The sequence below is a fragment of the Streptococcus sp. AM28-20 genome, assembly GCF_003603595.1.
Classification (GTDB): domain Bacteria; phylum Bacillota; class Bacilli; order Lactobacillales; family Streptococcaceae; genus Streptococcus; species Streptococcus ilei.
The window spans coordinates 161,422-185,172 of record NZ_QTNK01000003.1 but is presented as its reverse complement, the minus strand read 5'-3'; the positions used below and the strand labels follow the sequence as shown (position 1 = coordinate 185,172).

Here is a 23,751-nt window from a genome sequence, read left to right as displayed (position 1 = left end):
ATTATTCTCCCACAATTTTAATGTTTTGGATATAGACGTTGACTGTATCCGTTGTGATTCCAAGTTGATTTTCTAAACTGAATTTGACACGCTCTTGAATATTTTTTGAGACTTCGCTAATCTTTGTACCATAGCTCAAAACAGTGTAAACATCAACCGCAATACTTCCTGCTTCCGCTGTTTTCACAACGACACCCTTAGAGTAGTTTTCCTTACCTAAGAGAGCTTGGAAATTATCTTTAATCGCGTTTTTGCTAGCCATTCCAACCACTCCAAAAATTTCAGTGGCTGCACCGCCTACAACAGTTGCGATGACATCATCGGTCAATTCAATTTGACCATCTTTTGTATTGATTTTTACTGTCATAATTTCTACCTCAAAAGTATTTTATATTCTATTTTACCATAAAAGAGGGCGCGTGTAAAAGGGATACATCTTTCTCCTATCGGTTGATACAAATGTCCAAAAAGAGAAAAATGAAGAAAAAAGAAAAGGACCTCCAAGAGATCCTTATTTCTGATTAAACGCGTTCTACTTTACCAGATTTCAATGCACGAGCTGAAGCCCAAACTTTTTTAGGTTTACCATCGATAAGGACAGTTACTTTTTGAAGGTTTGGTTTTACGGCACGTTTGGTTTGGTTCATCGCGTGTGAACGGTTGTTTCCTGATACAGTCTTACGACCAGTGAAATAACATACTTTAGCCATTCTGTTTTGCCTCCTATTAGATCTAATATTACGGATGTGCTAGCACCACATACCGTACTATATTACCAAAAAAAATTTCTCTTGGCAAGACCTTTGAATAAGTTTTTCTTAGATCGGCTTATGAAAAGGAATTCTCACCTACATAGATGATTTCTAGGTTCCCCAGTGAGACCTCTCCGACGATGTAAAAGTCCTTGCTGGTTAAATTGCTAGGATTTTCCTGGTGTTGGATAGCTGACAGAGAACTTTCTACATTGACATGAACCCGCCAGTCGCTTGGAACATAGAGACTCAAACTTCCAAGGGAAACATCCACCGCAAACTGAGCTGACGGCCCTTCGATCCGGCAATTGTCAAAATAGATAGAAGCTTCTCCTAAGCTTACATCCGCACTTCCGCCAGTAAAATTCTGGTCATTCAAATACTTGGTCACTGTAGAGAAGGAGACATCGATGTCATTGCCAGCAGTTTGGGAAGATGATCCTGCTGAATAGGAGTTCCAAGTCGCTTTTGCTTTTTTAGAGGGCTTAAAGAGAATATTCAGACCAATCACCGCTAAAATAGAAGAAAAGATGACCACCGAGTTGGTTACCGGAAGAAAATGATATTGGCCATTAAGAGAGAACAGGGCCAAGATCCCATATAGGAAGCCCCAGCCAAAGTGCCGCTTCAAAAAACTTGAGAGGGAAAGGACCGCTAGCAAAACAACCCATGCCAGCGTCCAAATACTGATTTCCCATTTTACAAAATAGCCTTGTAAGAGAACTAGAGCTGCTAGGAGGATTAAGAAAATCCCAATTAATTTATTTTTCATCTTGTTACCTCATTTCCTTTAACCGTTCTTTTAAGAGTTGATAATAGTGTCGGGACACGTGTACTTGTTTATGGGTTTGATAAAAATTCACTGTACTGGTTCCCGAAAAAGATTTTTCGATGGAATAAATCTGCTTAGTATTGACAATGGTCGACTTGGAGATACGACAGAAAGCAATCGGCAAGATCTCTTCCAACTCATAGAGTTTTTGACGAACCTCATAGGCCTCTTCTCTGGTATGACCATAGATCTTTTCACCATCTGTCTCAAAGAAGAGAATTTTTGACACATCTACAAAGTATTCGCTGCGATCCTTGTAAAAGGTCAGTGGTGTCATTTTTTGCTCCAAGATCAACTGTTGCAAGCGGGCGACATCCTCCGTCAATCGAGGAGCCCGAATGATCATTTCTGGCTCATCCATCTGAGGATCTAATTCGATGCGAACTTTCATATGACTCCTTTCTTAACCTTTGTTAGTAACATTATAACAGCTGTTCAAAATCTTACAAGTCCTTTTCAGTAAGTGGTTATTTTCAGCCCCTAAGTGGTTCTTTCAGACAGCTAAAAAGGACTTGGTCTGAAGAAATCTCTTCATGCCAAGCCCCTTAGAGCGAATAAAAGCGGAAGCATTATTTTTCTTTTGGTGCATCTGGAAAAAGAAAACCTAAACCAAGACAAGCCAAAACCCCAGCAGTAATCACGACCCCATTTGAAATCGGAAGAAGATCATAGATGGCATTGGCAAGATAAAGCCAATCACTGCACAAATCAAACTGGACTTGTAGTCTTTCTTGAGTGCATTTTCAAGCGTAAAGAAAGCAAACAAGACAACTGGAAGCAAGGGCCAAAGATTGGCATCTATTTTCGGGTAACCAATGATACTAAAGGTGATGACGGCGAGAGCTGCAAGGATAAATCCAAAACCAATTAATTTTTTCATGATACTACCTCTTTTTGTAATGTTATCAGAAGACTGGCTTCTTTTGATAATCCTACTATAGCAAACAGAGGCAAGAGTGACAAGGAAATTTGGATAAGTGGTCAAATTATCGGACTATCTGGTCACATGAACATTGATGAGCCAGATGAAGTATCCATATTTAGGTTATGGTTCCTCTCTTTCATTAAACAATTAAAGTACCTGTCGATCGAGAAGATTAACGATGAATTTGAAAGCATCCGAAAACTTTTATAATAATTTGGTACAAATTTTGGTACAAAAAGTGATTCAACATCAAAAAAAAAAGCCCGTCACAATAGGCTTTTTCTTGCGTATTTTGATGCTGGTTGCAAATAAATCCTCATTTTTATATAGAAGAAAATAGTAATAGATACTTGAAATAGAGGGATTCTTATTAAAAATATTCTTTGAATAAAAGTGATTTGAAATACAATTTGGTACAAATAATCGTCAATTTTAAATCATATCATCTTCTGAAAGGAGGGATTTAAATGTGTCAGAAAAATGTACTATTAACAATTTTATTAAAATTAAATTTGTTCCCAGTAATACATAATAATATGTATCGTTATCAATCTACTGCTTTAATACTCCGGAAAATTTAACTTCATCTGGAGCCATTATATAACGGTTAACAGCAACTTCTTCACCACTTAAAGTATAATAGAATCTAGGACTATTGATTCCGTAGGATTTAGCAATGTTATATAGAGATTTATTTAAAGCATTGATGATTGCTCTAAGCTCATTGTTAGAATATGAAGCGTTATCTTCAGAGAGAGTGATTCTAATGCCAGGAGTCTCATAAGTTTTTTCCATTTCGAGTGAATTATAACCGACTTCTGTATTTACTTGATTTATTGCATTTTGAATAGCATTATAATAGGCTTCTAAATCCACTTTTTTAGTTTCTTCTTGATAATTTTTCTCTTTTTCTTGAGATTTTTCAAGAGCTTCTCGTTCTTCCCTATCCTTAATGTTTTGTTTAGTGTCTTCTATCTGATTATTAAGTTTTAATTCTACTGCATCTACTCGATCTGATAAATCGCTAATTGTGTCATCATATGCGTATTCATAATCATATTCATATTTATCTTTCAGTTTTTCTATTTCTTTCTTAACAGTTGATAGTTCGCTATCGTCAGAAACAAGTTTCAAAATATCTTCTAGTGTTAAGTTTAGTTTATCATCAGTTGTGTTATTTTCCAGTGATTCAACTAGCTTAGTGACACGTTGTATATCTTCAGTATATCTATCATTTTGTTTATTTGTATCTTTATTATAATCTACATTAGGAAACATAGAACCTAACAAGTAGAATATACAAATAAAACCAAAAAAATACCAAAAAATTTTTTTATTGACAGATTCCATAATAGTTATTATTTATTCCTTCCCTTAAACAATGTAATCTCTTTTATATCTAATGTTTTTAGTTTCTTAATTATATCACTAATTTTAACTAATGAATATTTCTTTTTATTAAAATTTTTTTGTCCAAATTTATAAAGTGCACTGTATTTTCTAAAATTTTCAATATAGTATTTGGGAATTGAGATTTTTATGGATACCATAAAAATTCTATGAATGTATAAAAGACATTATTATTTTTGTTTAGTTTAGCGTGATCTATTTAATTTAGTAAATTCATAAATAGTTTTGGGAAAGGGAACAGATTATCGAAATCAGTATGATATAATTAGAGGAAAGAGTGTTGGGAAAAAAGTATCAGGGAGTTAAAAATGCAATTAGGGAAAATAATTAAAATAAGTGAAGAAAATGTCTATATAGGTTTTAAAACTGGAAGTTCTGAAGAAGGACAAGTTATTATTGTGCCTATTCATGAATTGACTTTTAAACCTAAATTAAATGACTCTGTAGAGGTTTATAATCATAATGAAAGTGTAATAGTTAGACGTTCAGGAGTGGCGGTTCCGAACTGGATTTTATTTATGTTAGTGAGCATTATACCTGCCTTGGTTGTATTTGCTACTCTTTTCCTACTCAATCATCAAAAGCAAGATATAAAGGCAGCAAATACTGATATTTCAGAGCAAGTTTCTTCGACTAGTAGTACTTCAAAAACTAGCAGTATTTCAAAGGCTAGCTCTTCTTCAACAACTAGTTCATCATCAAAGTCTTCTGAGATTAATATTATTGATACTACAGCTGAAGAACTTAGAGATATGGAGAATAATGGAACATTAAAAACTGGGCAACTCTATCGATTTACAGCGGAACTGTTTCGTCAGGAAGATTGGGGAGATTATTATGGTCATTTCAGTTCTTTAAATAGTTACTACAATATAAAAGTTAAAGCTAGCAATGCTGCAATTGCTGGTATAGAAATTCAAATTAATAAAAATCTAACTTATGGATGGAAAGAAGGACAAATTGTTACCTTTATTGTAAAAATTATAGAAGACTCGGAGAAGTTTCAATATTGGGTTGTTACAGATGCTGTTCTGTCTACACAAAATGTGACGGAAAAGAAAGAAGTATATTCTGAATCGCAAGTAATTGATACTCAAGCTATCATAAATAGAGACTATTCCAGTATAGCCGGTACATGGAAAAATGGCCAAGGAATGGAGTTTGTATTCGATAAAAATGGTCTAGTACATAGTGGTACGATTTCAAAAGTGGAAGTAAAAAATGGTGGAATTATTGGCTTTAATATCAGTGCAGGTAATACAGGATATAGTATGAGTATCTATCCGTCTGGTGTTGCTATGACATGGGTTGATTCTGATTTAAGCAAGGACAGACTCATTGCAGGCCATGTGCCACCAACAAATCCAGATGAAGTTTTTTACAAAATAGACTAAGAAATCAATAACTTTCTAAATCTTGGTTGCTTTTCTTGAACTTACTTATTTTTTCAAATTCTACCTTTTTCTCTAACTAATATGTCACTGATGAATAAGTAGTAATTGTAAACATTTGAAAATTTAGATTATAGTATTCTGAGATTCTATTTTTACAGAAGTTAAATAATTAGATATAGTAAAAGCCTATGAAATCAGCATGATATGTACCCAGAATCCTGGACACATGTTATGAACTAAGTGGAACACATGGATGCTATCCTGTACATTACAGGTGGCATCCATTTTGTTTTTCCTTGTATTCTTTCATTGTTGTAATAACTTATGTATTCATCTAGTGCTTTTGAAAAGCTCTCAAATGATTCATATTCTTTCTCGTAGCTGTAGTACATTTCATTCTTTAGACGTCCAAAGAATGTTTCCATAATGCAATTATCTATACAATTGCCACGTCTAGACATTGATTGGATAATTCCCCTGTTTTTTAGTTCCTGACGATAGTAGTTGTGTTGATATTGCCATCCTTGATCTGAATGAAATATTAATCCTGTAAGTGATTTGAACTTTTTAAACGCCATCTCTAGCATTCTCTTGATTTGATTTAGGTTTGGACTCATCGACAAGTCATATGAAATAACTTCATTTGTGTACATATCAATTATCGGAGAAAGGTAACACTTTCCCCATGAAAAGTTAAACTGAGATACATCAGTTGTCCACTTCTGAAGTGGTGCTGTTGCTGTAAAGTCTCTATCTATTATGTTTGGTGCTACTTTACCTACTTCACCCTTGAATGAGTGATACTTTTCTTTAGGTCTTTTGCCTTGCAATCCAAGTGAATGCATGATACGTTGTACTCTTTTATGATTGACAGAATTTCCACGTCTTAAGAGCTCTCTATACACTCTTCTCACACCATATCTACCTTTATGCTGGCTAAATATTTTCTTGATTTCTTCAGTGAGCTTAATATTTCTAAAGTCTACAGTATCAACTTTACTGATTTCGTAGTAGTAAGTTGATTTAGGCATATTTAAACCTTTTAGTAGGTGCTTTAATTGGTATCCTTCTTCTCTGAGCGCTTTGATGATTGCTGCTTTTTCGCCTTGAGTTGCGCAGCCCATCTTTCTTGCCTCAAGGCGATCCTTTTTTTTACTACTTCAATCTCCGCTTTCATTGCCGCAATTTCTTCTCTTAGTCTGATTAACTCTTCACGTTCTGATTCAGTTAAAGGTTTGGGCTTAATCGTTTTCTTTTTCATAACAGGGTTCTTACTCTTGCGACCTTTCTTTTTATTCACAAGACCATTGTAACCTAATTCTTTGTATTTGCGAACCCAGGTATATAGCATTCCATTATTTATACCTGCAGAAACAGCAACTGACTTGTTGGATTGTCCTGCTAATACTTTAGCAACTAATTCATATTTCGCTTCAGGGGTCCACACTTTGTTATTACCTAAGTGCTTTAATGCATCTGGTCCATTTTCTTCTTCGATACGAGCCCAGTATCGAACCATTAGATGAAAGTTTGATGTTTTTATTCCTTCTGGTGTTTCAGGCCATATTCCTTTTCTATATAGCTCAATACACTCTAACTTATACTCATGACTGTAACGCATGAAAATACCCTCCTTACTGGGTGTCCAGTAAAGAGGGTACATATCAGCATTTCAAAGGCTTTTTTTAATTTTAGCAAAATAATTGAATTTTAACTGATTAAGATACTTCAGTTAAAAATAAATAAATAATTAATCATTATTGAAATGTATGTTTGGAATTTGAATAGCTCCGTAAGCACCCTCTGAAAAGAAACCAGTATAAAGTCTAAGTTTCTCTATCATTGGATGAATTAATGCTTGTTGAAATTCAACATCTGTAGAGAGATCTTCTGGTAAATCAGTGATTAAAACTGAATATACGGCTTTAATCTCAGCACAAATATTATACCTACTGTCTGGGTAGGTAATTTCCATATTCATTATAATAATCTGATTATTTTGCCCCTCTTCTCTATCAGGAAGATTCACGCTAATAGTAGCTTTCCCATCCTCCTTCGTTACCTCATCTTGATGTACGGAAAATTCAAATTTATTAAATGTAATTTTTCTTATTTCTATATTTGTTGATTTCATTTTAGCCTCCAACTGATAATGAAATAACATTACCTTTTGCATTCCTTCTATTAGGAATGTTCTGTTCTTTATATGGCAACCTAGTTTCGGACTCATTTTTCACAATGTAATGAATATGTTGTACTGGTGAAGAGACCTTTTCTTCAATGGTTCTGCTAAATTGCTTAGTCATGATTTCAAATTTGCTAGCTAATTGTTCAAAAGAATTTTGACTCTGCTTATATATTCCATCATTAATCAATTGCACTATAGTTTGATTTAAACTAATACCTTCGATTTCAGAACGTTCTTTTAAATTCCTGTGTAATGTTTTGGCTATTCTTAGGGTTATCTTCCCACTATATTCCTCTAAAGAATTTCCAAGAGGTTCTTTAATTTCTCTGCCCCACTCAAGATTAGCCTCAATCCAATCAGCTTTAGCTAATTCAATTTCTTCATAAACTTCTTCCAAAGTTTCGCCATAAACAATTAATCCAGGTAATTCTTTAATAGAAGCAGTAAATAACCACTCACCATCTTCATATATTTTGTTAATCAAAATAGGATAATTTAGTCCAAGATAATATTCTTTATCCCTCATTACTTAAACCCTCCTCTAATTCTATCACTTTCTCAATCATCTTTATAATCTGCTTAACATAAACTAGTTTAATAGGCTTATGTCGCGGTATTGGAAAACTCTCCTGTAACAAAGGATGAGTCGTTATTGAATGATTGCTTCCTTCTCTCCACATAAAACCATACTTTTTGCACAGAGTTTCTAAACGTTCAGGGGTAACAGATTTGGGGTCATTTTTTATTTTTTGCAACTCTTTTTCTTTGCCCATGACATACCTCACCTAAAGTGACACTATATATGGTGTCATAATAATTATATCCCAAAAATTCGTTATATTCAAGAATTTCTCTTAATTTTAATAAAATAACTTGTAGCGTTACAATAGATGTGAGACTTCTAGAAGTCAAAAAGAAGATTCCCTGATATGATAAGAGTACCACCACTCACCAAAAAAGGAATCTTCTCATGACTAGTATATCACAAAATCTTCGCTATCTATCACATACTCTAGAAACACGCTACCACGCTGTTAAAACCTACCGAAATGGTGCCTCTGTCGCCTTCATCTGTCGACGCTACAAGGTCTTAAATGCCTCTCTCATGCGCTGGAACAAGCGATTCGACGGCATAAAAGAATCTCTGAAAGACCGCTCTCATCGCCCTCTAACACCGCATCCAAAAGCTCATACCAAGCAAGAGCTAACCTGGATTAAAAACTGCATCAAAAGAAATCCAAAGGCAACCCTCATCGAAATCTTCTACAAGCTCAAAACCAATAAGGGATATGATAGGCATCCTTGCTCACTCTTTCGAATCTTGAGAAAACTGGACTTCTTCAAATCCCCTAAAACAAAGCAGAAGCCTTATGTACCGAAACCATATGACACTCCGACTAAACTCGGTATCAAGTGGAAGATGGATGTCAAATACGTACCGACTCACTGCTACACAGGTAAGCTACCTGACAAGTTCTACCAGTATACTGTCATTGATGAGGCCAGCCGAGAACGTTTTATCTTCCCTTTCAAAGAGCAATCGTCCCACTCAACGGTTCATTTTCTCAAAATGGCTATCAAACACTTTGGCTATAAACCAAAAATCATTCAAACAGATAACGGCTTCGAGTTCACTCATTTCAAAGAGACTAAACAAGTTCACCCACTCGATCTACTTTGTCAAGAGCTTGGCATTGAACACAAGCTGATTCGTCCTCGAACACCAAGGCATAACGGCAAGGTTGAACGCAGTCATCGAAATGACAATCGACGTTTCTACCAACACCTTACTTTCTACTCTTATGACGATCTCATCAAGCAGATGAAAACCTATCTTTATCGCTCCAATCAACTCCCTATGCAAACTTTAGGATGGAAATCTCCTATCGATATTAGAAAGAGTCTGAGAAATTGTTTTGTCCCAGACTCTAGCCTTCCAGCCTTTGATTATTGCACTCAATTTTCTTGAGTACAATATCTTTTACAGTTAAGATGGCAAGTGTTGTTTTGTTATCCATTTTCATGGCCTTTCCTTCTTCTGGGCAATTCTAGGTTGCCAAAAATAGAAGTCGCAACATAGTGGTATTGAAGCGTTTTCTTTTAGTTTGTCAACTATTTTTAGGTTCCTTAATACACTGAGGCACTCTCTATAAAAGTCATCTGCAATAGCTAAGACTACGATTGTACATTACAAGATAAAATAAATGATGAACTTGATAACATTCAAAAACTTTTATAATTTTTGGTACAAACAGAAATTCAATATCAAAAAATCCCGTTGCAACGGGCTTTTTTTGATGTCATTTGATGCCGAATGCAGGGATCGAACCTGTGACCTACGCGTTACGAGTGCGTTGCTCTACCAACTGAGCTAATTCGGCTTTTACAAGGTATATTATAGCACTTTAAAAGAGTGTGTCAATGGGGACTAGAAGACATAGGCTTCATCTCCTCTTGCTCAATAAAAAAGGCTTATCCTCACGGATAAGCCTTCTCACATGTTTATTTCTTTATTCAATCACTTGGCTTCCTGCTACTTTCTTGTACCAGTGAGCTGATTTCTTTGGATAACGTTCTTGGGTTTCAAAGTCCACATAAAAGAGACCATAGCGTTTTTCGTAACCATTTGACCAAGAGAAGACGTCCATGAGTGACCAAATGAAGTAGCCTTTGACGTTTGCCCCATCCGCAATCGCATCGGACAGAACTTCCAAGTGTTGTTTCACATAATCAATCCGTCCATCGTCATAAACTGTATTGTCCACAAACTCATCTTTGTAGCCCAGTCCGTTTTCAGTGATGTAGATTTTCTTATAATTTGGATAATCCGCCTTCACACGCATGATCTGATCATATAGCCCTTGAGGATAAATGATCCAGTCCCAGTCAGTGCGAGGTACATAGTCAGGAGCTACACGACGACCAACACCTTTAATTTGGTACTTAGAGCTTCCTTTTTCCCCTTTACCGTTGTGGATGATTTCAGTTTCACCATCAAATGCTTCCATCCAATCACTCATGTAGTAGTTAATTCCAAGGAAGTCGTTCAAATCTTTAGCTGCTTCAAGCGCTACAAAGTCTTCGTCACGAAGATCCAAGCTACCACCATTTACTGATAAGATGTGGTTTACCCCTTCCATGGTTGCATCTGAGTAGTGTCCAAGGTAAGTAGCATCCAAGATAAATTTGTTGTGGATGATATCTTCCAACTCAGCCGCACGAACATCTGCTGGATTTTTCGGATCCAAAGGATACTTAGTTGGAAGAGCATGTACGACACCAATTTCACCCGCATAACCTTTGTCTTTGTACAATTTCACAGCACGGGCGTGCGAAATCATCATATTATGGTGTGATTGGAAAACTTTGGCAAGATCATACTGGATTCCTGGCGGGAATTTACCTACCAGGTACTGACCATCACCGATGGGACCAATTTCATTGAAGGTTGTCCAATAGTTAACTTCTGGGAATTCTTCAAAACAGAAGGCAGCATAATCTACAAAGTGTTGGATGTTTTCACGATTCAAGAAATCTCCATTTGAATGAAGAGCTTCTGGTGTATCAAAGTGATGGAGGGTTACAAAAGGCTCCACATGGCGTTTGTGGCATTCCGCAAATAGATTGTGGTAGAATTCAACCCCTTTAGGATTGACTTCCCCGTAGCCAGTTGGGAAGATCCGCGACCAAGCGATGGAAATCCGGATGCCATTGACACCGTATTCTTCAGCCAATTGAAGATCTACTGGATATTTGTGGTAGAAATCACTTGCTGGTTCTGCTGTATACCAATAGTTATCAGCTAAGTATTTGTCCCAAGCAACTGGACCTTTTCCATCAGTATGAGTAGCACCTTCTGCTTGATAGGCAGCCGTTGCCCCACCAAAAATAAAATCTTTAGGAAGTGTTTTTGTCATTATTTCACCTATTTCTTGATTGAATCAAATGAAAAGTGAGAGGAGAGGAGCTAGTGAGCCATCCATCTCCATCTCACTTCTTAGTTCTTATTCTTCAAATTGAGCTTGAACAAAGGCGAGAGCACCTTGTCCATCACGTGTTAGTTTAATGTACTGAGCACCTTCTGTCTTAGCCAGTTTGATGCCCAACTTGTCTGTTTCTGCCTTCATATCTTCGAAGTTTGAAGCAACCTGAGGAGCTAAGATGACTAGATCAAACTCTGGCAACATTTCACGGTGGGCACCGTAACCACCTGCTGCCGCTTTGACAGGAACCTTATATTCAGCTGCAGCCTTATTCAAGGCATTGGCAAGGAGGCCACTGGTTCCTCCACCTGCACAGAGAACCAAGACGTTTGTTTCTTCTGTAATCGTATTTTCAGCTGGTGCATCTTCAACACCTGCTTTTTCAAGAATAGCGTCTGCTTTGGCAGTATTGAAGTTTGCAGCTACTTTTTCTTTTAATTCATCGTTTGCTTTACCAGAGCGTTCTTCTTCAAGAATCTGCTCATCATAAACCTTGAGGAATGGATAGTAAATAGCAACGTCTACAACAATCAGGAGGGCCGCCAAGATAAAGGACAAGACTTGGAAGTTCGTACCCAAGATTTGGCCAAGTGGTGCTGGAGTAGTCCATGGAAGGTTGGTCGTGAATGAGTTCATCCCAAGCGTTTCAATAAAGAACTTAAAGATCCAAACGTTAGCGATTGGCGCAAAGATAAATGGAATAAAGAAGATTGGGTTCAATACAAGTGGTGCACCGAACAAGATTGGCTCGTTTACACCGAAGAAAGTAGGAACGACTGATGCACGTCCAATAGCACGATTTCGTTTCGATTTACATAGCCACATAAACATAAATGGAACTACTAGGGTCGCACCTGTTCCACCCATGGTAACGATAAACATTTGCGTACCAGAAGTGAGAATCTTATCCGCATGCATCCCTTCTTTTAGCAAATTCAAGTTAACTTCGGCATTTGCGTAAGTAATCGCTGCAATAGCAGGTTCAACAATAGATGGTCCGTGAATCCCAACAAACCAGAAGAAAGCAAAGGCCCCAAAGATAATGGTAATTCCTACATAGCCATCTGCTGCAGAGAAGAGAGGAGCGAAGAGTTTACCAATCGATTCGGCCACACTTGCCCCGTCAATATGACGAACAATCAAATCAAGAGCATAAAGAGAAACAACTGAGAGTGTGAATGGAATCACATCTTTAAAAACTTGAGAGATATTCGGTGGAACTTCGTCCGGCATGCGGATGGTAACATTGTTTTTCACACAGACCTTGTAAATATTAACAGTAACAAAGGCCGCAAGGAAAGCAGAAAGCAAACCTTTTGTTCCAAGGAAACCTGTAGAAATACCACCTTCAATTGGGTCAGCAGCCAGCATCAACAAACCAACGATTGCTGCCAAAAGTGTTGACATATAGTTGATTTGATTGGTTTTTTCCATATTACGATTGACAGAGTCTGTTAAGGACTTGGCTGTTGTTCCTGCTACCAATAGAGCAAGGATCCCCATGGAATAGCTGTAAGGTTTCATCAAGAAGCCCACTACATCATCAGACCATTGGAAGCCCCATGAGTTTGGTACGAAGGCAATCAAGATAAAGATACTTGAAAAGAGAATGACTGGCATTCCCGCAATAAAGCCATCACGGATGGCGCGGAGATAAATATTCCGCGATAATTTTTCAAAGAAAGGTTTCTTTTTTTCAATAAATTCAATTAATTTATGCATTATTTTACTCCTCTTTTGTATAGTTCAATGAGATGATGAATCACATCTTTTAATAGGATCGTTGTCATTAAGTGGTCCTGCCCATGCATCATGGTAATGCTGTAAGGGAGGTCTTCTCCGGCTGCTTCTTGCGCTAGCATAGTTGTTTGAGACTTGTGAGCCTCTGCGATGCAGCTTCCTGCTTCTTCTACCAAGCTTTCCGCTTGAGCGAAGTCACCCTTCTCAGCTGCCTTGAGGGCCTCCAAAAGTTTAGAACGAGCATCCCCTGCATAGGCAACGATCTCAAAACCTAATAGTGTCATTTCTTCTTTGGTCATGACCAATTCCTCCAATTTGAATTTCTTAATTTTTAAAAGTTGTTACAATAATCGTTGAATGTGTAAGACAAGATAGACCCGTTCGCTCTTGTACAAGTCAACTCCAGTCTCCCTAGAAATCACATCATAAATCTTGGAACCAATCTCAAAGGCTTTGGGATAGGAGCTTTTGATGTGCTCCTCCATATCTAGAAGTGATTGATTATCGTCTCGATTGCGATCCAGGTAATCCAAGAAGTAGTTGAGATGAATCATGAAGCGATCATAAAAGTTATTGTTGGTCTCGGTTCGTTTGATTGAGTAACTATCCAAAACCTCTTCCACACCTTTTAAGATTTCTTTGCGCTGGTCCATGGAATCCACGATTTCCACTCCATTTTCACCTTCTGCGTTGATGAAATGATAGGCGATGCGAGTGACCTCATCTTCAGGGAAGCTAGTTGTGAGCTTCTCCCGATAGATATCTACTGCCTCTTTGGCAATCTCAAAAGCCACTGGATAGTTCTCCGAGATATCCAAAAGATTACTTTCCTTATACCTGCCTTGGGTCATTGCTTGATAAGAGCAAAACATGTGGTCGGTCAAGGTCACATAGATATATTCTTGAACGGGATAGTGATACTTTTTGGTCAAGTAATCAATCATCTCGTAGGTCACTGTGATGAAATCTAACGGAACATCTTTTAGCAGGGTCATAAAGTTCTCTCGGGATTCCTCTGTTTTCATCCGAAAGAGCTTTTCTACCTTTTCTTTAGGGACTAGGTCGCCCTTCTTTTTCCCAAAAACAATTCCTTTTCCAATGACAATCAGTTCTTCCCCTTTGTCATTTCTCACCAGAGCAACATTGTGATTGAGTGGATTTAAAATCCGATACATGGTACTCTCCTTGCTAGTTTATTTAAGGTTTAGGGTATAAAAAATGACCACAAATGAGATCAGAGAGGGTTCTCCCCGATTCATCTGTGATCATGCGTAATCTAACTTACTAACACTCACCTTGTATTCACTTATGGACTAAGTATAGCACACGCTTTTGTTTTTGTAAACCCTTTCTTAACAACTTTTTAACTTTTTTGTTTTTTCCTAACAAATAGCTGTTTATAGCTGTCTTCTCTGGGCTCTTCAAGGAAATTTGAACGCCCATCGTTAAAGGAGTGGTCTACACTTTTAAATACGCTCTTTCCAAGAAGTTGCGACTTGGTCCAAGACTTGGTTGAGTTCTTCAATGTTGCGACGACCTTCGGTACGCAACCATTCACGAGCCGCCTCTTCCCCATTCTTGATGTAGGCTTCTACAGATCCAGCCCAAGTTGCACGTCCGCAAAGAACCCCGTTGAAGTTTGCGCCTGCTTCATGCGCAAAGACTAGGGTTTCTTGGAAGAGTTTAGCAGAAACACCTGCACTCAAGTAGATGTATGGAAGGTTGGTTGCTTCTTCTTGTTCTTTAAAGAAGGCCGCAGCTTCCTCACGACTATGCACAATTTCTCCATCGCCAAATCCTTCTACATATTTGACATTGACTGGCACTTCTACTTTCAAGACATCGATGTTGAAGCGTGGGTCTGAGAAGACTTTCATCGCTTCGATGACTTTGCGAGGTTTTACTTTAGCATATTCTACAGAACCTGCATCAGCGATTGTTTCATCGTAAGCCAAGATTTCAAGGAAGAATGGAATTTCTTCTGCCGCACATTCTGAACCGATGCGTTCGATGTAGGCTTGTTTTTCTTGATTGAGTTCGTCTGCACTATCCACATCATAGTAGAGCAAGAATTTCACTGCATCTGCACCTTGTTCTTTGATGCGTTTAGCTGACCAAAGGTTGAGGCAGTCTGGCAGACGCTTGGTGCTAGAAGTGTCGTAGCCTGTTTTTTCATAAGCCAACAAGAGCCCTGCTTCTGCATCCAAAACCTTGGTCGCTGGAAGTCCATACTCAGGGTCCAAGAGCATAGAAGATGCGAATGGTGTTAATTCTTCAGCCACTAGGACCTTCAACTCTTCCATTTGAGCCACTGTTGGTTCTGTGTCTTGGTATTGGGCCATGAGACGTTTCAAAGCACCGCGTTGGTCAAAAGCCAAGGCAGAGATCACACCCTCTTTGGTGCTCAATTTTTCTAAATAGTTACGTTTTTGTTCTGTTAATACCATCTTATACCTCTTTTACATTTATCTGTTGATACAAATCATCATAGTGATGAATATTGATATGGCCTGTCGTTGCTTCTTGAGCATTCAACATGCCAAGGACATTGGCTTTGGTTAAAAGCGCTTGGTCATCTTCCTGATGATAGAGAGCTGAGGCAATCCCAGCAACCGTTGAATCACCAGACCCCACTGGGTTGACGACTTCAATTTTTGGAATGTCCACTTTATAGAAGACATCTCCGTGTTTGGCAAAGGCACCGTCAGCTCCTAGGGAGACGATGATCCAGTCAATGCCTTCAAATAAGTCAGTTTGAAGAACTTCTTTTAATTGATCAAAATCCTTGGTCACCTCATAGCCCAGTAATTGGGACAATTCTTCATTATTTGGCTTGATAACCGTTGGTTTAATAGGGGCTGCTAGAGCTTTTTCTAAGGAAACACCTGAACAATCAAGAACAACTGGTTTTCCTGCCTTCTTAGCACGCTCGACTAATTTCACATAATAATCAACTGGTAATCCAGCTGGTAAACTTCCTGAGATAGCAACGACTTCTACATCTGGAAGCAAGGCTTCATAGTGATCAAGAAAGGCTTGCCCTTCTTCTTCAGAAACAGACGGACCTTTTTCCAGGATTTCAGTTTGTTGTCCTTCGTGAAGGATCGCAATACAATTCCGGGTCTCCCCTTGAATTTTAAAGAATTCTTTGCCGATTTCCTGATCCAGATGGTCCAAGATAAATTGGCCTGTTGAACCACCAATCAGACCAGTTGCTGAGACAGGATCTCCAATCTCTGCTAGGACCCGTGTGACATTGAGTCCCTTACCACCTGCGGTTTTGCTTACCTTGTCAACTCGATTGACCGTATCCAAGTGTAAGGTTTCTAATGGATAGGAAATGTCGATTGAAGGGTTCATGGTTACCGTTAGTATCATAGACTCACCTCTTAGTCGTGGTATTCCCCACGGTCCCATTTTTCAAGGAATTCTGTGAAGAAGTCCTCATCTTCTTGATGGTCGTTGTGGGTTTCCAAATGTTGAATCTTGGCAATCAATTTCTTGTTTTCTTCACTTGGTTTGTATTCCGCGTGGATGAAAGCTTCAATGATATCGCACATGAGCAACTCACCAGTTACTTTCCCACCAAAACCAATGACGTTGGCATTGAGTTCTTCTTTGGCATAAAGAGCAGTTGTCATATCGCGGACCAAGGCTGAACGGATTCCAGGGACCTTGTTAACCGCATTGTTAATGCCAACGCCAGTCCCACAGATACATACTCCAAGATCTGCTTGGCCACTAGCTACTGCCTCTCCGACTTTTTTCCCAAAAATTGGGTAGTGGGTGCGCGCGTGGTCATAGGTTCCGAAGTCAAGAACCTCATAGCCTTTTGATTTCAAAAATTCAGAAACAGCCATTTTTTCATTTGTGACAATATGATCACATCCAATTGCAATTTTCATTCTTTTACTCCTCCCTTTAGCACATCTTGTTGAGCATATCCACACGGATTTGGTGGCGACCACCGTCATACTTACCATTTACAAATCCTTTGGCAATATTTTTCGCCAATTGGTCACCCACGATTTGAGCACCCATGGTGATCATGCGAGAATTGTTGTGCCCACGAGTCATGTAAGCAGAACGCTCATCTGAAACTTCTGCTGCAACCATTCCTTTAATTTTAGTTGCGACCATGAATGGACCTGCTCCGTATGCGTCAATGACAATCCCAAGATTGTCTTCTGCTTGTTTCACTTCTTTTGCAACAGCCAAGGTCACATCGACAAAGTCTTGCCCTTCTTCTGTCACGTCCACCACTTGGAAACCTTCTGCTTCCAAAAATTCTTTGACTACTTCTTTTAAGCGGATACCAGCCGCATCCGCACCAACTACAATTGCCATATGCTTCTCCTTTTTGCATTTCCGTCAACAAAGAAAGTTCTCCTCTTTCTTCATTCGACTTCGTTTTGTTATTCACAAACACAGTATAGCGCCAATTTTGTTTATTGTCAACTATTTTTTGTTTATATTTTTCATTTTTCTTTATTTTTTATTATTTTTTAGCCCTAAATTGTTTGTAATAAACAAAAAAGAGAGAATCGCTCTCTCTTTTCAGTTTATTATTTATACAATCACACGTGTATATTCCTCTAATTCTTCATGTGCTTTCTCAGATGCATCGTCCGTTATCACTGCCGTCACTTTTTTTAAGGAACAGATAGAGGTAAAGTCTTCCTTGCCAATCTTGGAGGAATCAATCAGTAGGTAGGCTTCGGAAGAACGTTCTAAGGCCAACTTTTGCGTATAGGCTTCTTCAAAAGAAGAGGTCAGAACGCGCCCATCCACAATGCCATTCCCACTAAAAAACATCTTGTGGAAGTACATTCTTTCCATGAGAGTGTTCGTTATCTCGCCGACAAAAGCTTGGCTGGTTTCTCGTAGCTCCCCTCCCAAGAGGATTACCTTAAAGGTATCACTTTTCTTCTTTAACAACTCTTGGAAAATCGGCAGACAGTTGGTCACCACGCGCAATTCCTTATTATTAATAGCTTCGGAAAGAACTTCAACAGAGGTCCCAGGTCCAAGGAAGATACTCTCACCTTCTTTTATCAGTTCGCAAGCTTTCTTCGCTACCTCACGCTTAGCCAGTATATTCTTGAGCAACTTCTCTTCATGAGGAAGTTCTCGTGAAGGGAGGAATTGGTTACTTTTAGCTCCGTTTCGAACCCGAATAATCAGCCCCTGTTTTTCCAGTTCAATCAAATCACGACGGACCGTCATATCCGACACCTGCATACTTTCCATTATATCTTGAACGTAAACGGTTCCAGCCTTATTGACTAGATTGATAATCTCATTCAGTCTTTCCTGTTTCTTCATTTCCTACCTACTTGCTTCGTTTTTGTTTATTATAACCTTAAACTGTCAGAATCGCAATCATTATTTGTTTGAAACAAACATTTTTCCAAAAAAGAGAAATCAAAAAGGCTTATCCTCACGGATAAGCCTCTGGTTAATATCGTTTCAAGCGAAATTAAGCTTTGTTTTCTGAACCGAATACGTCGATACGTTCTTCAACTGAAGCTGTGATTGCTTCGAATCCTGGTTTCAAGAATTTACGTGGGTCGAAGAGTTTCTTCTTGTCGTATTCTGCTTCGTTTGCATCGTATTCACGTACGAATTGACGAGTTGCGTTAGCGAATGCGATTTGGCACTCAGTGTTTACGTTAACTTTCGCAACACCAAGTTTGATAGCTTCTTGGATTTGGTCATCAGGGATACCTGAACCACCGTGCAATACGATTGGGAATCCTGGAAGAGCTTCTGTCAATTTCTTCAAGTGGTCAAGGTCAAGACCTTCCCAGTTTGCTGGGTATGGACCGTGGATGTTACCAATACCTGCTGCCAAGAAGTCAATTCCTGTAGCAACCATTGCTTTAGCATCTTCGATTGGTGCCAATTCACCTTTACCAACGATACCATCTTCTTCACCACCGATTGTACCAACTTCAGCCTCAACTGAGATACCTTTAGCGTGAGCTTTTTCTACAACTTCTTTTGCCAATTTAAGGTTTTCTTCAACTGGAAGGTGTGATCCGTCGAACATGATTGAAGTGTAACCAACTTCGATACACTCAAGAGCATCTTCGTAGTGACCATGGTCCAAGTGGATTGCAACTGGTACAGTGATACCCATTGCTTCAACAAGGTTAGCGATCATGTTGCGAGCTACTTTGTAACCACCCATGTATTTAGCAGCACCCATAGAAGTTTGGATCAAAACTGGAGCTTTTTTAGCTTCTGCTGCACGCAAGATAGCTTGAGTCCACTCAAGGTTGTTTGTGTTAAATCCACCAACTGCGTAACCATTGTCACGAGCTGCTTGGACAAATTTTTCTGCTGAAACGATTGCCATTAGTAGTAGGCCTCCTCTAATTTTTTGTGGTTAAACCACTTACATTGTTTATTTTATCACTTTTTCATTGAAAATGCTAGCTTTTCCTGAACCTTTAAAGCGTTTTCTTCTCTTTTCAAGCTGTCTTTCTGCTAAATGAACAAGAAAAAAAGATAGCCGAAGCTATCTCGATAATCCGATGCGGAGAGAGGGACTTGAACCCTCACGACCTAAAGCGGTCACAGGATCCTTAGTCCTGCGCGTCTGCCAATTCCGCCATCCCCGCGATTGAGTACCTTACTAGTATATCAATCTTCTACTTTCTTGTCAAGATTTTTTTCAAACTTTTTTCAAAGTCTACACTTTTCTCTCCTGTTTAGATGCTGACAAATCCTCCTTGATGAAGGACTCCTTTAAGGGACTGGAATTGTCTCACTGGGCGTAACCAGAAACTTTTCAAATTCTAAATCAGGCATGCATGAGAGCAAATCTTCTCTGATCTGATCGAGTGCTTCCAAGCGCATCTCTACAGAGGTCGCTCGATTCCCCTGTATGATAAAGAGGACATTACGGGTAGTCTCCTCCATCTTGTAGCGTTCACCATCTCTCACATCTAGCCAGGCCATAATACCTTGTTGATCTCGGTAGACCGGATCGCTTTCACTAACATGCTTTTCGGTTGATAAGATGGGCAAAAAGCTATCCTCTCTTTGGCTAATCGTAAATTCGATTGGCCCCTGGATCTTATCTAAATCATGCCCTCCGATGGCTAAAAAGGAACTGAGGCATTCGACATTATAGATATCAATCACACTATTAATCGTAGGAAGGAAGCCACGACTTTGAATATTCTTAATCAAAGCAAGAATAGTCGGTGGGTTCTTCTTAACACTACGCCCCACATCCTTCAATAAGTCAAGGTAGCCTTGTACAACCGGCTCCTCTTTCACCGAGCTGAGGTCGCAATTTAAAGCCCAATCTTCCATTTCCTTCTTTTTAGCTAAAAATTCTTCAGATAAGGGAGCTTGTGGATTCACCTGTTTTGCTACTCCAATCACTACCGTCTCAATCCCTAAATCCACCAAACTTTGATTCAGTATCCAGTCCATATTTCCTTCCTCCTTCTGTGCTAGGTTAGGCTTACACCCTCATTATACTCCTCCTTGAACCATCCTTCAAGTAAAGAAAAGAGAGTGGGATAGTTGAGTAGGGCTGTAAAAGCCGATGAAATCAGTGTAGTAGAGCCCACTCAACCACTGCGTCCTGCTCGACAATCCAAAGAAAATAAAGAGGCTAGGACTTTTGTCCCAGCCTCTTTTTTGGATTATTCTTCTTCTTCGTAAGACTCTTCTTCGTCTTCTTCGTCAGTTAACTCAACTTCCACATCCAACTCATCTGGTGAGATTTCATTAATTTCAGCGTCATATGCTTCCACTTCATCCTTCTCATCTTCTGGGTTTTCATCATCGTAAGTAAGCGCTGGATCTGCTTCATAGACATCTTCGTCTTCTGGATCATCCGCATTGTAATCAATCGCGTCTTCGTCTCCATCCATAAAGGCATTGACGCGTTTTTTCTTACGTTTCTTAGGCTCTTCGTCTTCATCTGTTTCTTCAAGAGCGATGATTTCTTCATCTACCTCATCGATCGCATACCATGAGCGAAGTCCCCATTTGTTGTCTCCTAGTGGGATAAAGCTTCCGTCCACATTTAATTCTGTATAGAACAATGGAAGAGCTTCACGAATTTCACTGTTTGATTTTTCGAGGTAGTTTTGAATTTCATTGACCAGGTCATTGAAATACATTTCATGATCACGGCCACGTGATTCTAAGATCGCACGGGCTACTTCAATCATTGAAAGTTCACTTTTTTCTTGTCCAGCAAATACTTCTAATTCCAAGGTAGATCTCCTTCATTTTTATCTCAAGGCAACACTCTTTTTCATTAAAAAAGAGGATACCCCTAGAATACATCATTTATCGTTACACTCTATTGTACGATAATTTTCCCCTTTCGTCAAAGGAAAATTCCGTGCCAATAAGAAGAGAAAAGCTGGGACACATGGCCTCAGCTTTTCTTCTTATGACTTGTTTCCATCAAGATGGAAAATCGTCTTTTTTATTTTACTTTTGCAGTGCTTGTGATCACTTCAACAGCTTTCTTCACAGCAATGTCGTGTTTCAACATTTCTGGTGAAAGCAAGCTACGAACTTGTTCAACTGGCATGTTGTAGTCTGCTGCCAATTGTTCGATTTCTGCAGTTACTTCTTCGTCAGTTGCTTCGAAGCCTTCTGCTTTAGCAACCGCTTCTACGACAAGGTTTGTCTTAGTACGTGCTGCTGCATCTGCTTCATATTGTTTGTGAAGATCTTCTTGAGTTGTACCAGTGATTTGGAAGTACATGTCTGGAGAGATTCCTTGACGTTGCATGTTTCCTAGGAATTCATTGACAGCACGGTGTACTTCTTCGTGGATCATTTCTTCTGGAAGGTCAACGATTTCTGCATTTTCTACTGCAAGGTCAATCGCTGCTGACTCAACTGCATCTTTGTAAGCTTCTTCTTTTGCTTCAGCCAACTCTTTGCGGTATTTTTCTTTCAATTCAGCAAGAGTTTCAACTTCTTCATCGATGTCTTTTGCCAATTCATCGTCAAGAGCTGGTACTTCTTTTGCTTTTACTTCGTGGATCGTTGTCACGAATTTTGCTTCTTTACCTGCAAGGTCAGTTGCTTGGTAGTTTTCTGGGAAAGTTACGATGACATCAACTGTCTCACCAGCTGAGTGTCCAACCAATTGGTCTTCGAAACCTGGGATGAATTGACCTGAACCAAGTCCAAGTGAGAAGTTATCTCCTTTTCCTCCGTCAAACTCAACACCGTCAACAGAACCTACAAAGTCGATCACAACTGTATCACCTTCAGCTGCTGGTCCTTCTTTGATTACCAATTCAGCCAAGTTGTTGCGTTCGCGTTCGATACGTGCATCTACATCTTCATCTGTTACTTCTTTAGAAACTTCTACAGATACTTCAAGGTCTTTGTAAGCACCCAATTTTACTTCTGGTTTTGTAACAACATTAGCTGTCAATGTCCAATCTTGACCTTTTTCCATTGATACAACGTCAAAAGTTGGTTGAGCAACCACTTCAAGACCTGCTTCTTTTACTGCTGCTTCATAAGCTGCTGGAAGAAGATCGTTCAAAGCATCTTGATAAAGTGATTCTTCACCAAAACGTTGGTTGAAGATCGGACGTGGAAGGTGACCTTTACGGAATCCTGGTACGTTCAAGTTTTTCTTAACAGACTCAAACACGCGGTCTAAAGCTGGTTTAATTTGGTCTTGACTGATAGTGAAAGTCAATACTCCGCGGTTTGTTTCTTTGTTTTCAAATGATACAGACATTCTGTCTCTCCTTAAAATAATATAGTCATTCCTAATAATTTTACCATAAAACTTCGAAAATGCAAGTTTTTGGGCATCTTGGTTTTGTAGAAACTGCTTCTTTTTAGAGGAATTTTATAGTGGTTTATGAAGACAAAAAGATTTAAAATTTCATTCCTATCCTAAAAATTGTCCCGGAACAAAAAAACTAGTCCTTACCTGAACTAGTTTCCTTCCTATTAGGACTTCCGAAGCGGATCTTCCTGGTAAGTAGCACGCGCCCCACCAATCAACTTTGGTCGACTCGCTAGAGCCGTCACATGAGCGCCACCTAGTTCTTTCAAGACAGGGCGAACGGGTACTTGCACATGCTTGACATGCATCCCAATCGAAGTATCCCCGATGTCCAAACCAGCCTGGGCTGTGATGTATTCCACTTCGACAGGGTCTTTCATATAACCGAAGGCAGCCAACTGACCGGCACCCCCCGCATGGAGGCTCGGTAGTACATTGACGATTTCTAAGTCTTTCTTTTCTGCTAGTTCACGTTCGACCACCAGAGCGCGGTTAAGATGCTCACATCCTTGGACAGCTAAGTAAATTCCTTTGGGAGTTAGGGTATCCAGGATGGTTTTCACAATGGCTTGCCCAATCTCCAGGCTTGAGTTCTTCCCGATACTTGCGCCAGCGACTTCACTGGTGGACAGGCCTAATACGAGGATTTGTCCCTGATGCAGATTGGCCTTGGATAATAGATCCAGCAAGATTTCCTGGGTTTCTCTTTTTAATTGCTCTAACTCCAT

At 39.1% G+C, this 23,751-nt stretch carries 26 protein-coding genes, 2 tRNA genes and 1 pseudogene; 2 read left to right on the top strand and 27 right to left on the bottom strand.

Annotated elements, in window-relative coordinates:
- Window position 1 precedes the first annotated feature (1 nt).
- The 6 genes and pseudogenes from DW738_RS08915 to DW738_RS08890 all read right to left on the bottom strand — a co-directional run bounded on the left by DW738_RS08915 (window position 2) and on the right by DW738_RS08890 (window position 3,859).
- Window positions 2–367: an Asp23/Gls24 family envelope stress response protein gene (locus tag DW738_RS08915; RefSeq protein WP_006594986.1), complete on the bottom strand. Its 366-nt coding sequence runs from the start codon at window positions 365–367 to the stop codon at window positions 2–4.
- Window positions 368–521: 154 nt separating this feature from the next.
- Complete coding sequence (rpmB, locus tag DW738_RS08910; RefSeq protein ID WP_001140948.1) at window positions 522–710, bottom strand: 50S ribosomal protein L28; 189 nt, start codon at window positions 708–710, stop codon at window positions 522–524.
- 118 nt (window positions 711–828) lie between these two features.
- Window positions 829–1,524: a hypothetical protein gene (locus DW738_RS08905; protein WP_123160848.1), complete on the bottom strand. Its 696-nt coding sequence runs from the start codon at window positions 1,522–1,524 to the stop codon at window positions 829–831.
- A gap of 4 nt (window positions 1,525–1,528) precedes the next feature.
- Window positions 1,529–1,975 (bottom strand): LytTR family DNA-binding domain-containing protein, encoded by a 447-nt coding sequence (locus DW738_RS08900; RefSeq protein WP_123160847.1) that lies wholly within the window; start codon window positions 1,973–1,975, stop codon window positions 1,529–1,531.
- A gap of 178 nt (window positions 1,976–2,153) precedes the next feature.
- A pseudogene (locus DW738_RS08895) lies at window positions 2,154–2,464 on the bottom strand (hypothetical protein).
- Between the two features lie 597 nt (window positions 2,465–3,061).
- Window positions 3,062–3,859: a hypothetical protein gene (locus DW738_RS08890; protein ID WP_123160846.1), complete on the bottom strand. Its 798-nt coding sequence runs from the start codon at window positions 3,857–3,859 to the stop codon at window positions 3,062–3,064.
- A gap of 368 nt (window positions 3,860–4,227) precedes the next feature.
- Between DW738_RS08890 and DW738_RS08880 the strand changes: the two genes are divergently transcribed.
- Window positions 4,228–5,313: a DUF6287 domain-containing protein gene (locus tag DW738_RS08880; protein ID WP_123160844.1), complete on the top strand. Its 1,086-nt coding sequence runs from the start codon at window positions 4,228–4,230 to the stop codon at window positions 5,311–5,313.
- A 236-nt stretch (window positions 5,314–5,549) separates the two neighbouring features.
- Here the strand turns inward: DW738_RS08880 and DW738_RS08875 are convergent, their stop codons facing one another.
- The 5 genes from DW738_RS08875 to DW738_RS08855 all read right to left on the bottom strand — a co-directional run bounded on the left by DW738_RS08875 (window position 5,550) and on the right by DW738_RS08855 (window position 8,274).
- Window positions 5,550–6,437, bottom strand: coding sequence for an IS3 family transposase (locus tag DW738_RS08875; protein ID WP_081697786.1), 888 nt, complete (start codon window positions 6,435–6,437; stop codon window positions 5,550–5,552).
- Entirely contained in the window at window positions 6,368–6,934 is a 567-nt protein-coding gene (locus DW738_RS08870) for a helix-turn-helix domain-containing protein (protein WP_023023319.1), read from the bottom strand. Before DW738_RS08870 ends, DW738_RS08875 begins: the two co-directional genes overlap by 70 nt.
- Window positions 6,935–7,063: 129 nt before the next feature.
- A complete protein-coding gene (locus tag DW738_RS08865; RefSeq protein ID WP_123160864.1) occupies window positions 7,064–7,447 on the bottom strand; it encodes a hypothetical protein in 384 nt (127 codons plus the stop codon).
- A gap of 1 nt (window position 7,448) precedes the next feature.
- Window positions 7,449–8,027 carry a toxin-antitoxin system HicB family antitoxin gene (locus tag DW738_RS08860; protein ID WP_123160842.1) on the bottom strand — a complete coding sequence of 193 codons (579 nt, stop codon included), beginning with the start codon at window positions 8,025–8,027 and terminating at the stop codon, window positions 7,449–7,451.
- Entirely contained in the window at window positions 8,017–8,274 is a 258-nt protein-coding gene (locus tag DW738_RS08855; protein WP_123160841.1) for a HicA family toxin-antitoxin system, read from the bottom strand. Before DW738_RS08855 ends, DW738_RS08860 begins: the two co-directional genes overlap by 11 nt.
- A 197-nt stretch (window positions 8,275–8,471) precedes the next feature.
- On the opposite strand from DW738_RS08855, the gene DW738_RS08850 reads away from it, so the two are divergent.
- Window positions 8,472–9,470 (top strand): DDE-type integrase/transposase/recombinase, encoded by a 999-nt coding sequence (locus DW738_RS08850; RefSeq protein ID WP_123160840.1) that lies wholly within the window; start codon window positions 8,472–8,474, stop codon window positions 9,468–9,470.
- A 339-nt stretch (window positions 9,471–9,809) separates the two neighbouring features.
- Here the strand turns inward: DW738_RS08850 and DW738_RS08845 are convergent.
- The 16 genes from DW738_RS08845 to DW738_RS08770 form a co-directional block, all read right to left on the bottom strand.
- Window positions 9,810–9,882, bottom strand: a tRNA-Thr gene (locus tag DW738_RS08845).
- A 129-nt stretch (window positions 9,883–10,011) separates the two neighbouring features.
- Window positions 10,012–11,418 (bottom strand): 6-phospho-beta-galactosidase, encoded by a 1,407-nt coding sequence (gene lacG / locus DW738_RS08840; RefSeq protein WP_023027670.1) that lies wholly within the window; start codon window positions 11,416–11,418, stop codon window positions 10,012–10,014.
- 87 nt (window positions 11,419–11,505) lie between these two features.
- Window positions 11,506–13,206 (bottom strand): lactose-specific PTS transporter subunit EIIC, encoded by a 1,701-nt coding sequence (locus DW738_RS08835; RefSeq protein ID WP_023027669.1) that lies wholly within the window; start codon window positions 13,204–13,206, stop codon window positions 11,506–11,508.
- The gene (locus DW738_RS08830) at window positions 13,206–13,523 is read right to left on the bottom strand and encodes a PTS lactose/cellobiose transporter subunit IIA (RefSeq protein WP_117745228.1); all 318 of its coding nucleotides are present in this window, start codon (window positions 13,521–13,523) and stop codon (window positions 13,206–13,208) included. Before DW738_RS08830 ends, DW738_RS08835 begins: the two co-directional genes overlap by 1 nt.
- Window positions 13,524–13,565: 42 nt before the next feature.
- Entirely contained in the window at window positions 13,566–14,399 is an 834-nt protein-coding gene (locus DW738_RS08825; protein ID WP_123160839.1) for a transcription antiterminator, read from the bottom strand.
- 291 nt (window positions 14,400–14,690) lie between these two features.
- Window positions 14,691–15,671 (bottom strand): tagatose-bisphosphate aldolase, encoded by a 981-nt coding sequence (gene lacD / locus DW738_RS08820; RefSeq protein WP_123160838.1) that lies wholly within the window; start codon window positions 15,669–15,671, stop codon window positions 14,691–14,693.
- 1 nt (window position 15,672) lies between these two features.
- Window positions 15,673–16,602 carry a tagatose-6-phosphate kinase gene (locus DW738_RS08815; protein WP_123160837.1) on the bottom strand — a complete coding sequence of 310 codons (930 nt, stop codon included), beginning with the start codon at window positions 16,600–16,602 and terminating at the stop codon, window positions 15,673–15,675.
- A gap of 11 nt (window positions 16,603–16,613) precedes the next feature.
- Window positions 16,614–17,129 carry a galactose-6-phosphate isomerase subunit LacB gene (gene lacB, locus DW738_RS08810; protein WP_123160836.1) on the bottom strand — a complete coding sequence of 172 codons (516 nt, stop codon included), beginning with the start codon at window positions 17,127–17,129 and terminating at the stop codon, window positions 16,614–16,616.
- Window positions 17,130–17,145: 16 nt separating this feature from the next.
- The gene (gene lacA / locus DW738_RS08805; RefSeq protein ID WP_123160835.1) at window positions 17,146–17,571 is read right to left on the bottom strand and encodes a galactose-6-phosphate isomerase subunit LacA; all 426 of its coding nucleotides are present in this window, start codon (window positions 17,569–17,571) and stop codon (window positions 17,146–17,148) included.
- 222 nt (window positions 17,572–17,793) lie between these two features.
- The gene (locus DW738_RS08800; RefSeq protein ID WP_023027661.1) at window positions 17,794–18,549 is read right to left on the bottom strand and encodes a DeoR/GlpR family DNA-binding transcription regulator; all 756 of its coding nucleotides are present in this window, start codon (window positions 18,547–18,549) and stop codon (window positions 17,794–17,796) included.
- A gap of 154 nt (window positions 18,550–18,703) precedes the next feature.
- Complete coding sequence (locus DW738_RS08795) at window positions 18,704–19,585, bottom strand: class II fructose-bisphosphate aldolase (protein WP_023027660.1); 882 nt, start codon at window positions 19,583–19,585, stop codon at window positions 18,704–18,706.
- A 179-nt stretch (window positions 19,586–19,764) separates the two neighbouring features.
- Window positions 19,765–19,850 (bottom strand) — tRNA-Leu (locus DW738_RS08790).
- 127 nt (window positions 19,851–19,977) lie between these two features.
- On the bottom strand, window positions 19,978–20,673 hold the full coding sequence (locus tag DW738_RS08785) for a phenylalanine--tRNA ligase beta subunit-related protein (RefSeq protein WP_023027659.1): 696 nt from the start codon (window positions 20,671–20,673) through the stop codon (window positions 19,978–19,980).
- Window positions 20,674–20,888: 215 nt separating this feature from the next.
- Complete coding sequence (rpoE, locus tag DW738_RS08780) at window positions 20,889–21,467, bottom strand: DNA-directed RNA polymerase subunit delta (protein WP_023022170.1); 579 nt, start codon at window positions 21,465–21,467, stop codon at window positions 20,889–20,891.
- Between the two features lie 218 nt (window positions 21,468–21,685).
- Entirely contained in the window at window positions 21,686–22,969 is a 1,284-nt protein-coding gene (gene tig / locus DW738_RS08775; RefSeq protein WP_048717652.1) for a trigger factor, read from the bottom strand.
- A 218-nt stretch (window positions 22,970–23,187) separates the two neighbouring features.
- Entirely contained in the window at window positions 23,188–23,751 is a 564-nt protein-coding gene (locus DW738_RS08770; RefSeq protein ID WP_006595013.1) for a TIGR01440 family protein, read from the bottom strand.

Coding starts and splice junctions, on each gene's coding strand:
- DW738_RS08875 (WP_081697786.1), bottom strand. CDS start 6,437: ATGGGCTGCGCAACTCAAGGCGAAAAAGCAGCAATCATCAAAGCGCTC.
- DW738_RS08865 (WP_123160864.1), bottom strand. CDS start 7,447: ATGAAATCAACAAATATAGAAATAAGAAAAATTACATTTAATAAATTT.
- tig (WP_048717652.1), bottom strand. CDS start 22,969: ATGTCTGTATCATTTGAAAACAAAGAAACAAACCGCGGAGTATTGACT.
- DW738_RS08905 (WP_123160848.1), bottom strand. CDS start 1,524: ATGAAAAATAAATTAATTGGGATTTTCTTAATCCTCCTAGCAGCTCTA.
- DW738_RS08915 (WP_006594986.1), bottom strand. CDS start 367: ATGACAGTAAAAATCAATACAAAAGATGGTCAAATTGAATTGACCGAT.
- lacA (WP_123160835.1), bottom strand. CDS start 17,571: ATGGCAATTGTAGTTGGTGCGGATGCGGCTGGTATCCGCTTAAAAGAA.
- DW738_RS08830 (WP_117745228.1), bottom strand. CDS start 13,523: ATGACCAAAGAAGAAATGACACTATTAGGTTTTGAGATCGTTGCCTAT.
- rpmB (WP_001140948.1), bottom strand. CDS start 710: ATGGCTAAAGTATGTTATTTCACTGGTCGTAAGACTGTATCAGGAAAC.
- lacG (WP_023027670.1), bottom strand. CDS start 11,418: ATGACAAAAACACTTCCTAAAGATTTTATTTTTGGTGGGGCAACGGCT.
- DW738_RS08770 (WP_006595013.1), bottom strand. CDS start 23,751: ATGGAGTTAGAGCAATTAAAAAGAGAAACCCAGGAAATCTTGCTGGAT.
- lacB (WP_123160836.1), bottom strand. CDS start 17,129: ATGAAAATTGCAATTGGATGTGATCATATTGTCACAAATGAAAAAATG.
- DW738_RS08815 (WP_123160837.1), bottom strand. CDS start 16,602: ATGATACTAACGGTAACCATGAACCCTTCAATCGACATTTCCTATCCA.
- DW738_RS08795 (WP_023027660.1), bottom strand. CDS start 19,585: ATGGCAATCGTTTCAGCAGAAAAATTTGTCCAAGCAGCTCGTGACAAT.
- DW738_RS08800 (WP_023027661.1), bottom strand. CDS start 18,549: ATGAAGAAACAGGAAAGACTGAATGAGATTATCAATCTAGTCAATAAG.
- DW738_RS08880 (WP_123160844.1), top strand. CDS start 4,228: ATGCAATTAGGGAAAATAATTAAAATAAGTGAAGAAAATGTCTATATA.
- DW738_RS08890 (WP_123160846.1), bottom strand. CDS start 3,859: ATGGAATCTGTCAATAAAAAAATTTTTTGGTATTTTTTTGGTTTTATT.
- DW738_RS08850 (WP_123160840.1), top strand. CDS start 8,472: ATGACTAGTATATCACAAAATCTTCGCTATCTATCACATACTCTAGAA.
- DW738_RS08785 (WP_023027659.1), bottom strand. CDS start 20,673: ATGGACTGGATACTGAATCAAAGTTTGGTGGATTTAGGGATTGAGACG.
- DW738_RS08860 (WP_123160842.1), bottom strand. CDS start 8,027: ATGAGGGATAAAGAATATTATCTTGGACTAAATTATCCTATTTTGATT.
- DW738_RS08855 (WP_123160841.1), bottom strand. CDS start 8,274: ATGGGCAAAGAAAAAGAGTTGCAAAAAATAAAAAATGACCCCAAATCT.
- DW738_RS08900 (WP_123160847.1), bottom strand. CDS start 1,975: ATGAAAGTTCGCATCGAATTAGATCCTCAGATGGATGAGCCAGAAATG.
- DW738_RS08825 (WP_123160839.1), bottom strand. CDS start 14,399: ATGTATCGGATTTTAAATCCACTCAATCACAATGTTGCTCTGGTGAGA.
- lacD (WP_123160838.1), bottom strand. CDS start 15,671: ATGGTATTAACAGAACAAAAACGTAACTATTTAGAAAAATTGAGCACC.
- DW738_RS08835 (WP_023027669.1), bottom strand. CDS start 13,206: ATGCATAAATTAATTGAATTTATTGAAAAAAAGAAACCTTTCTTTGAA.
- DW738_RS08870 (WP_023023319.1), bottom strand. CDS start 6,934: ATGCGTTACAGTCATGAGTATAAGTTAGAGTGTATTGAGCTATATAGA.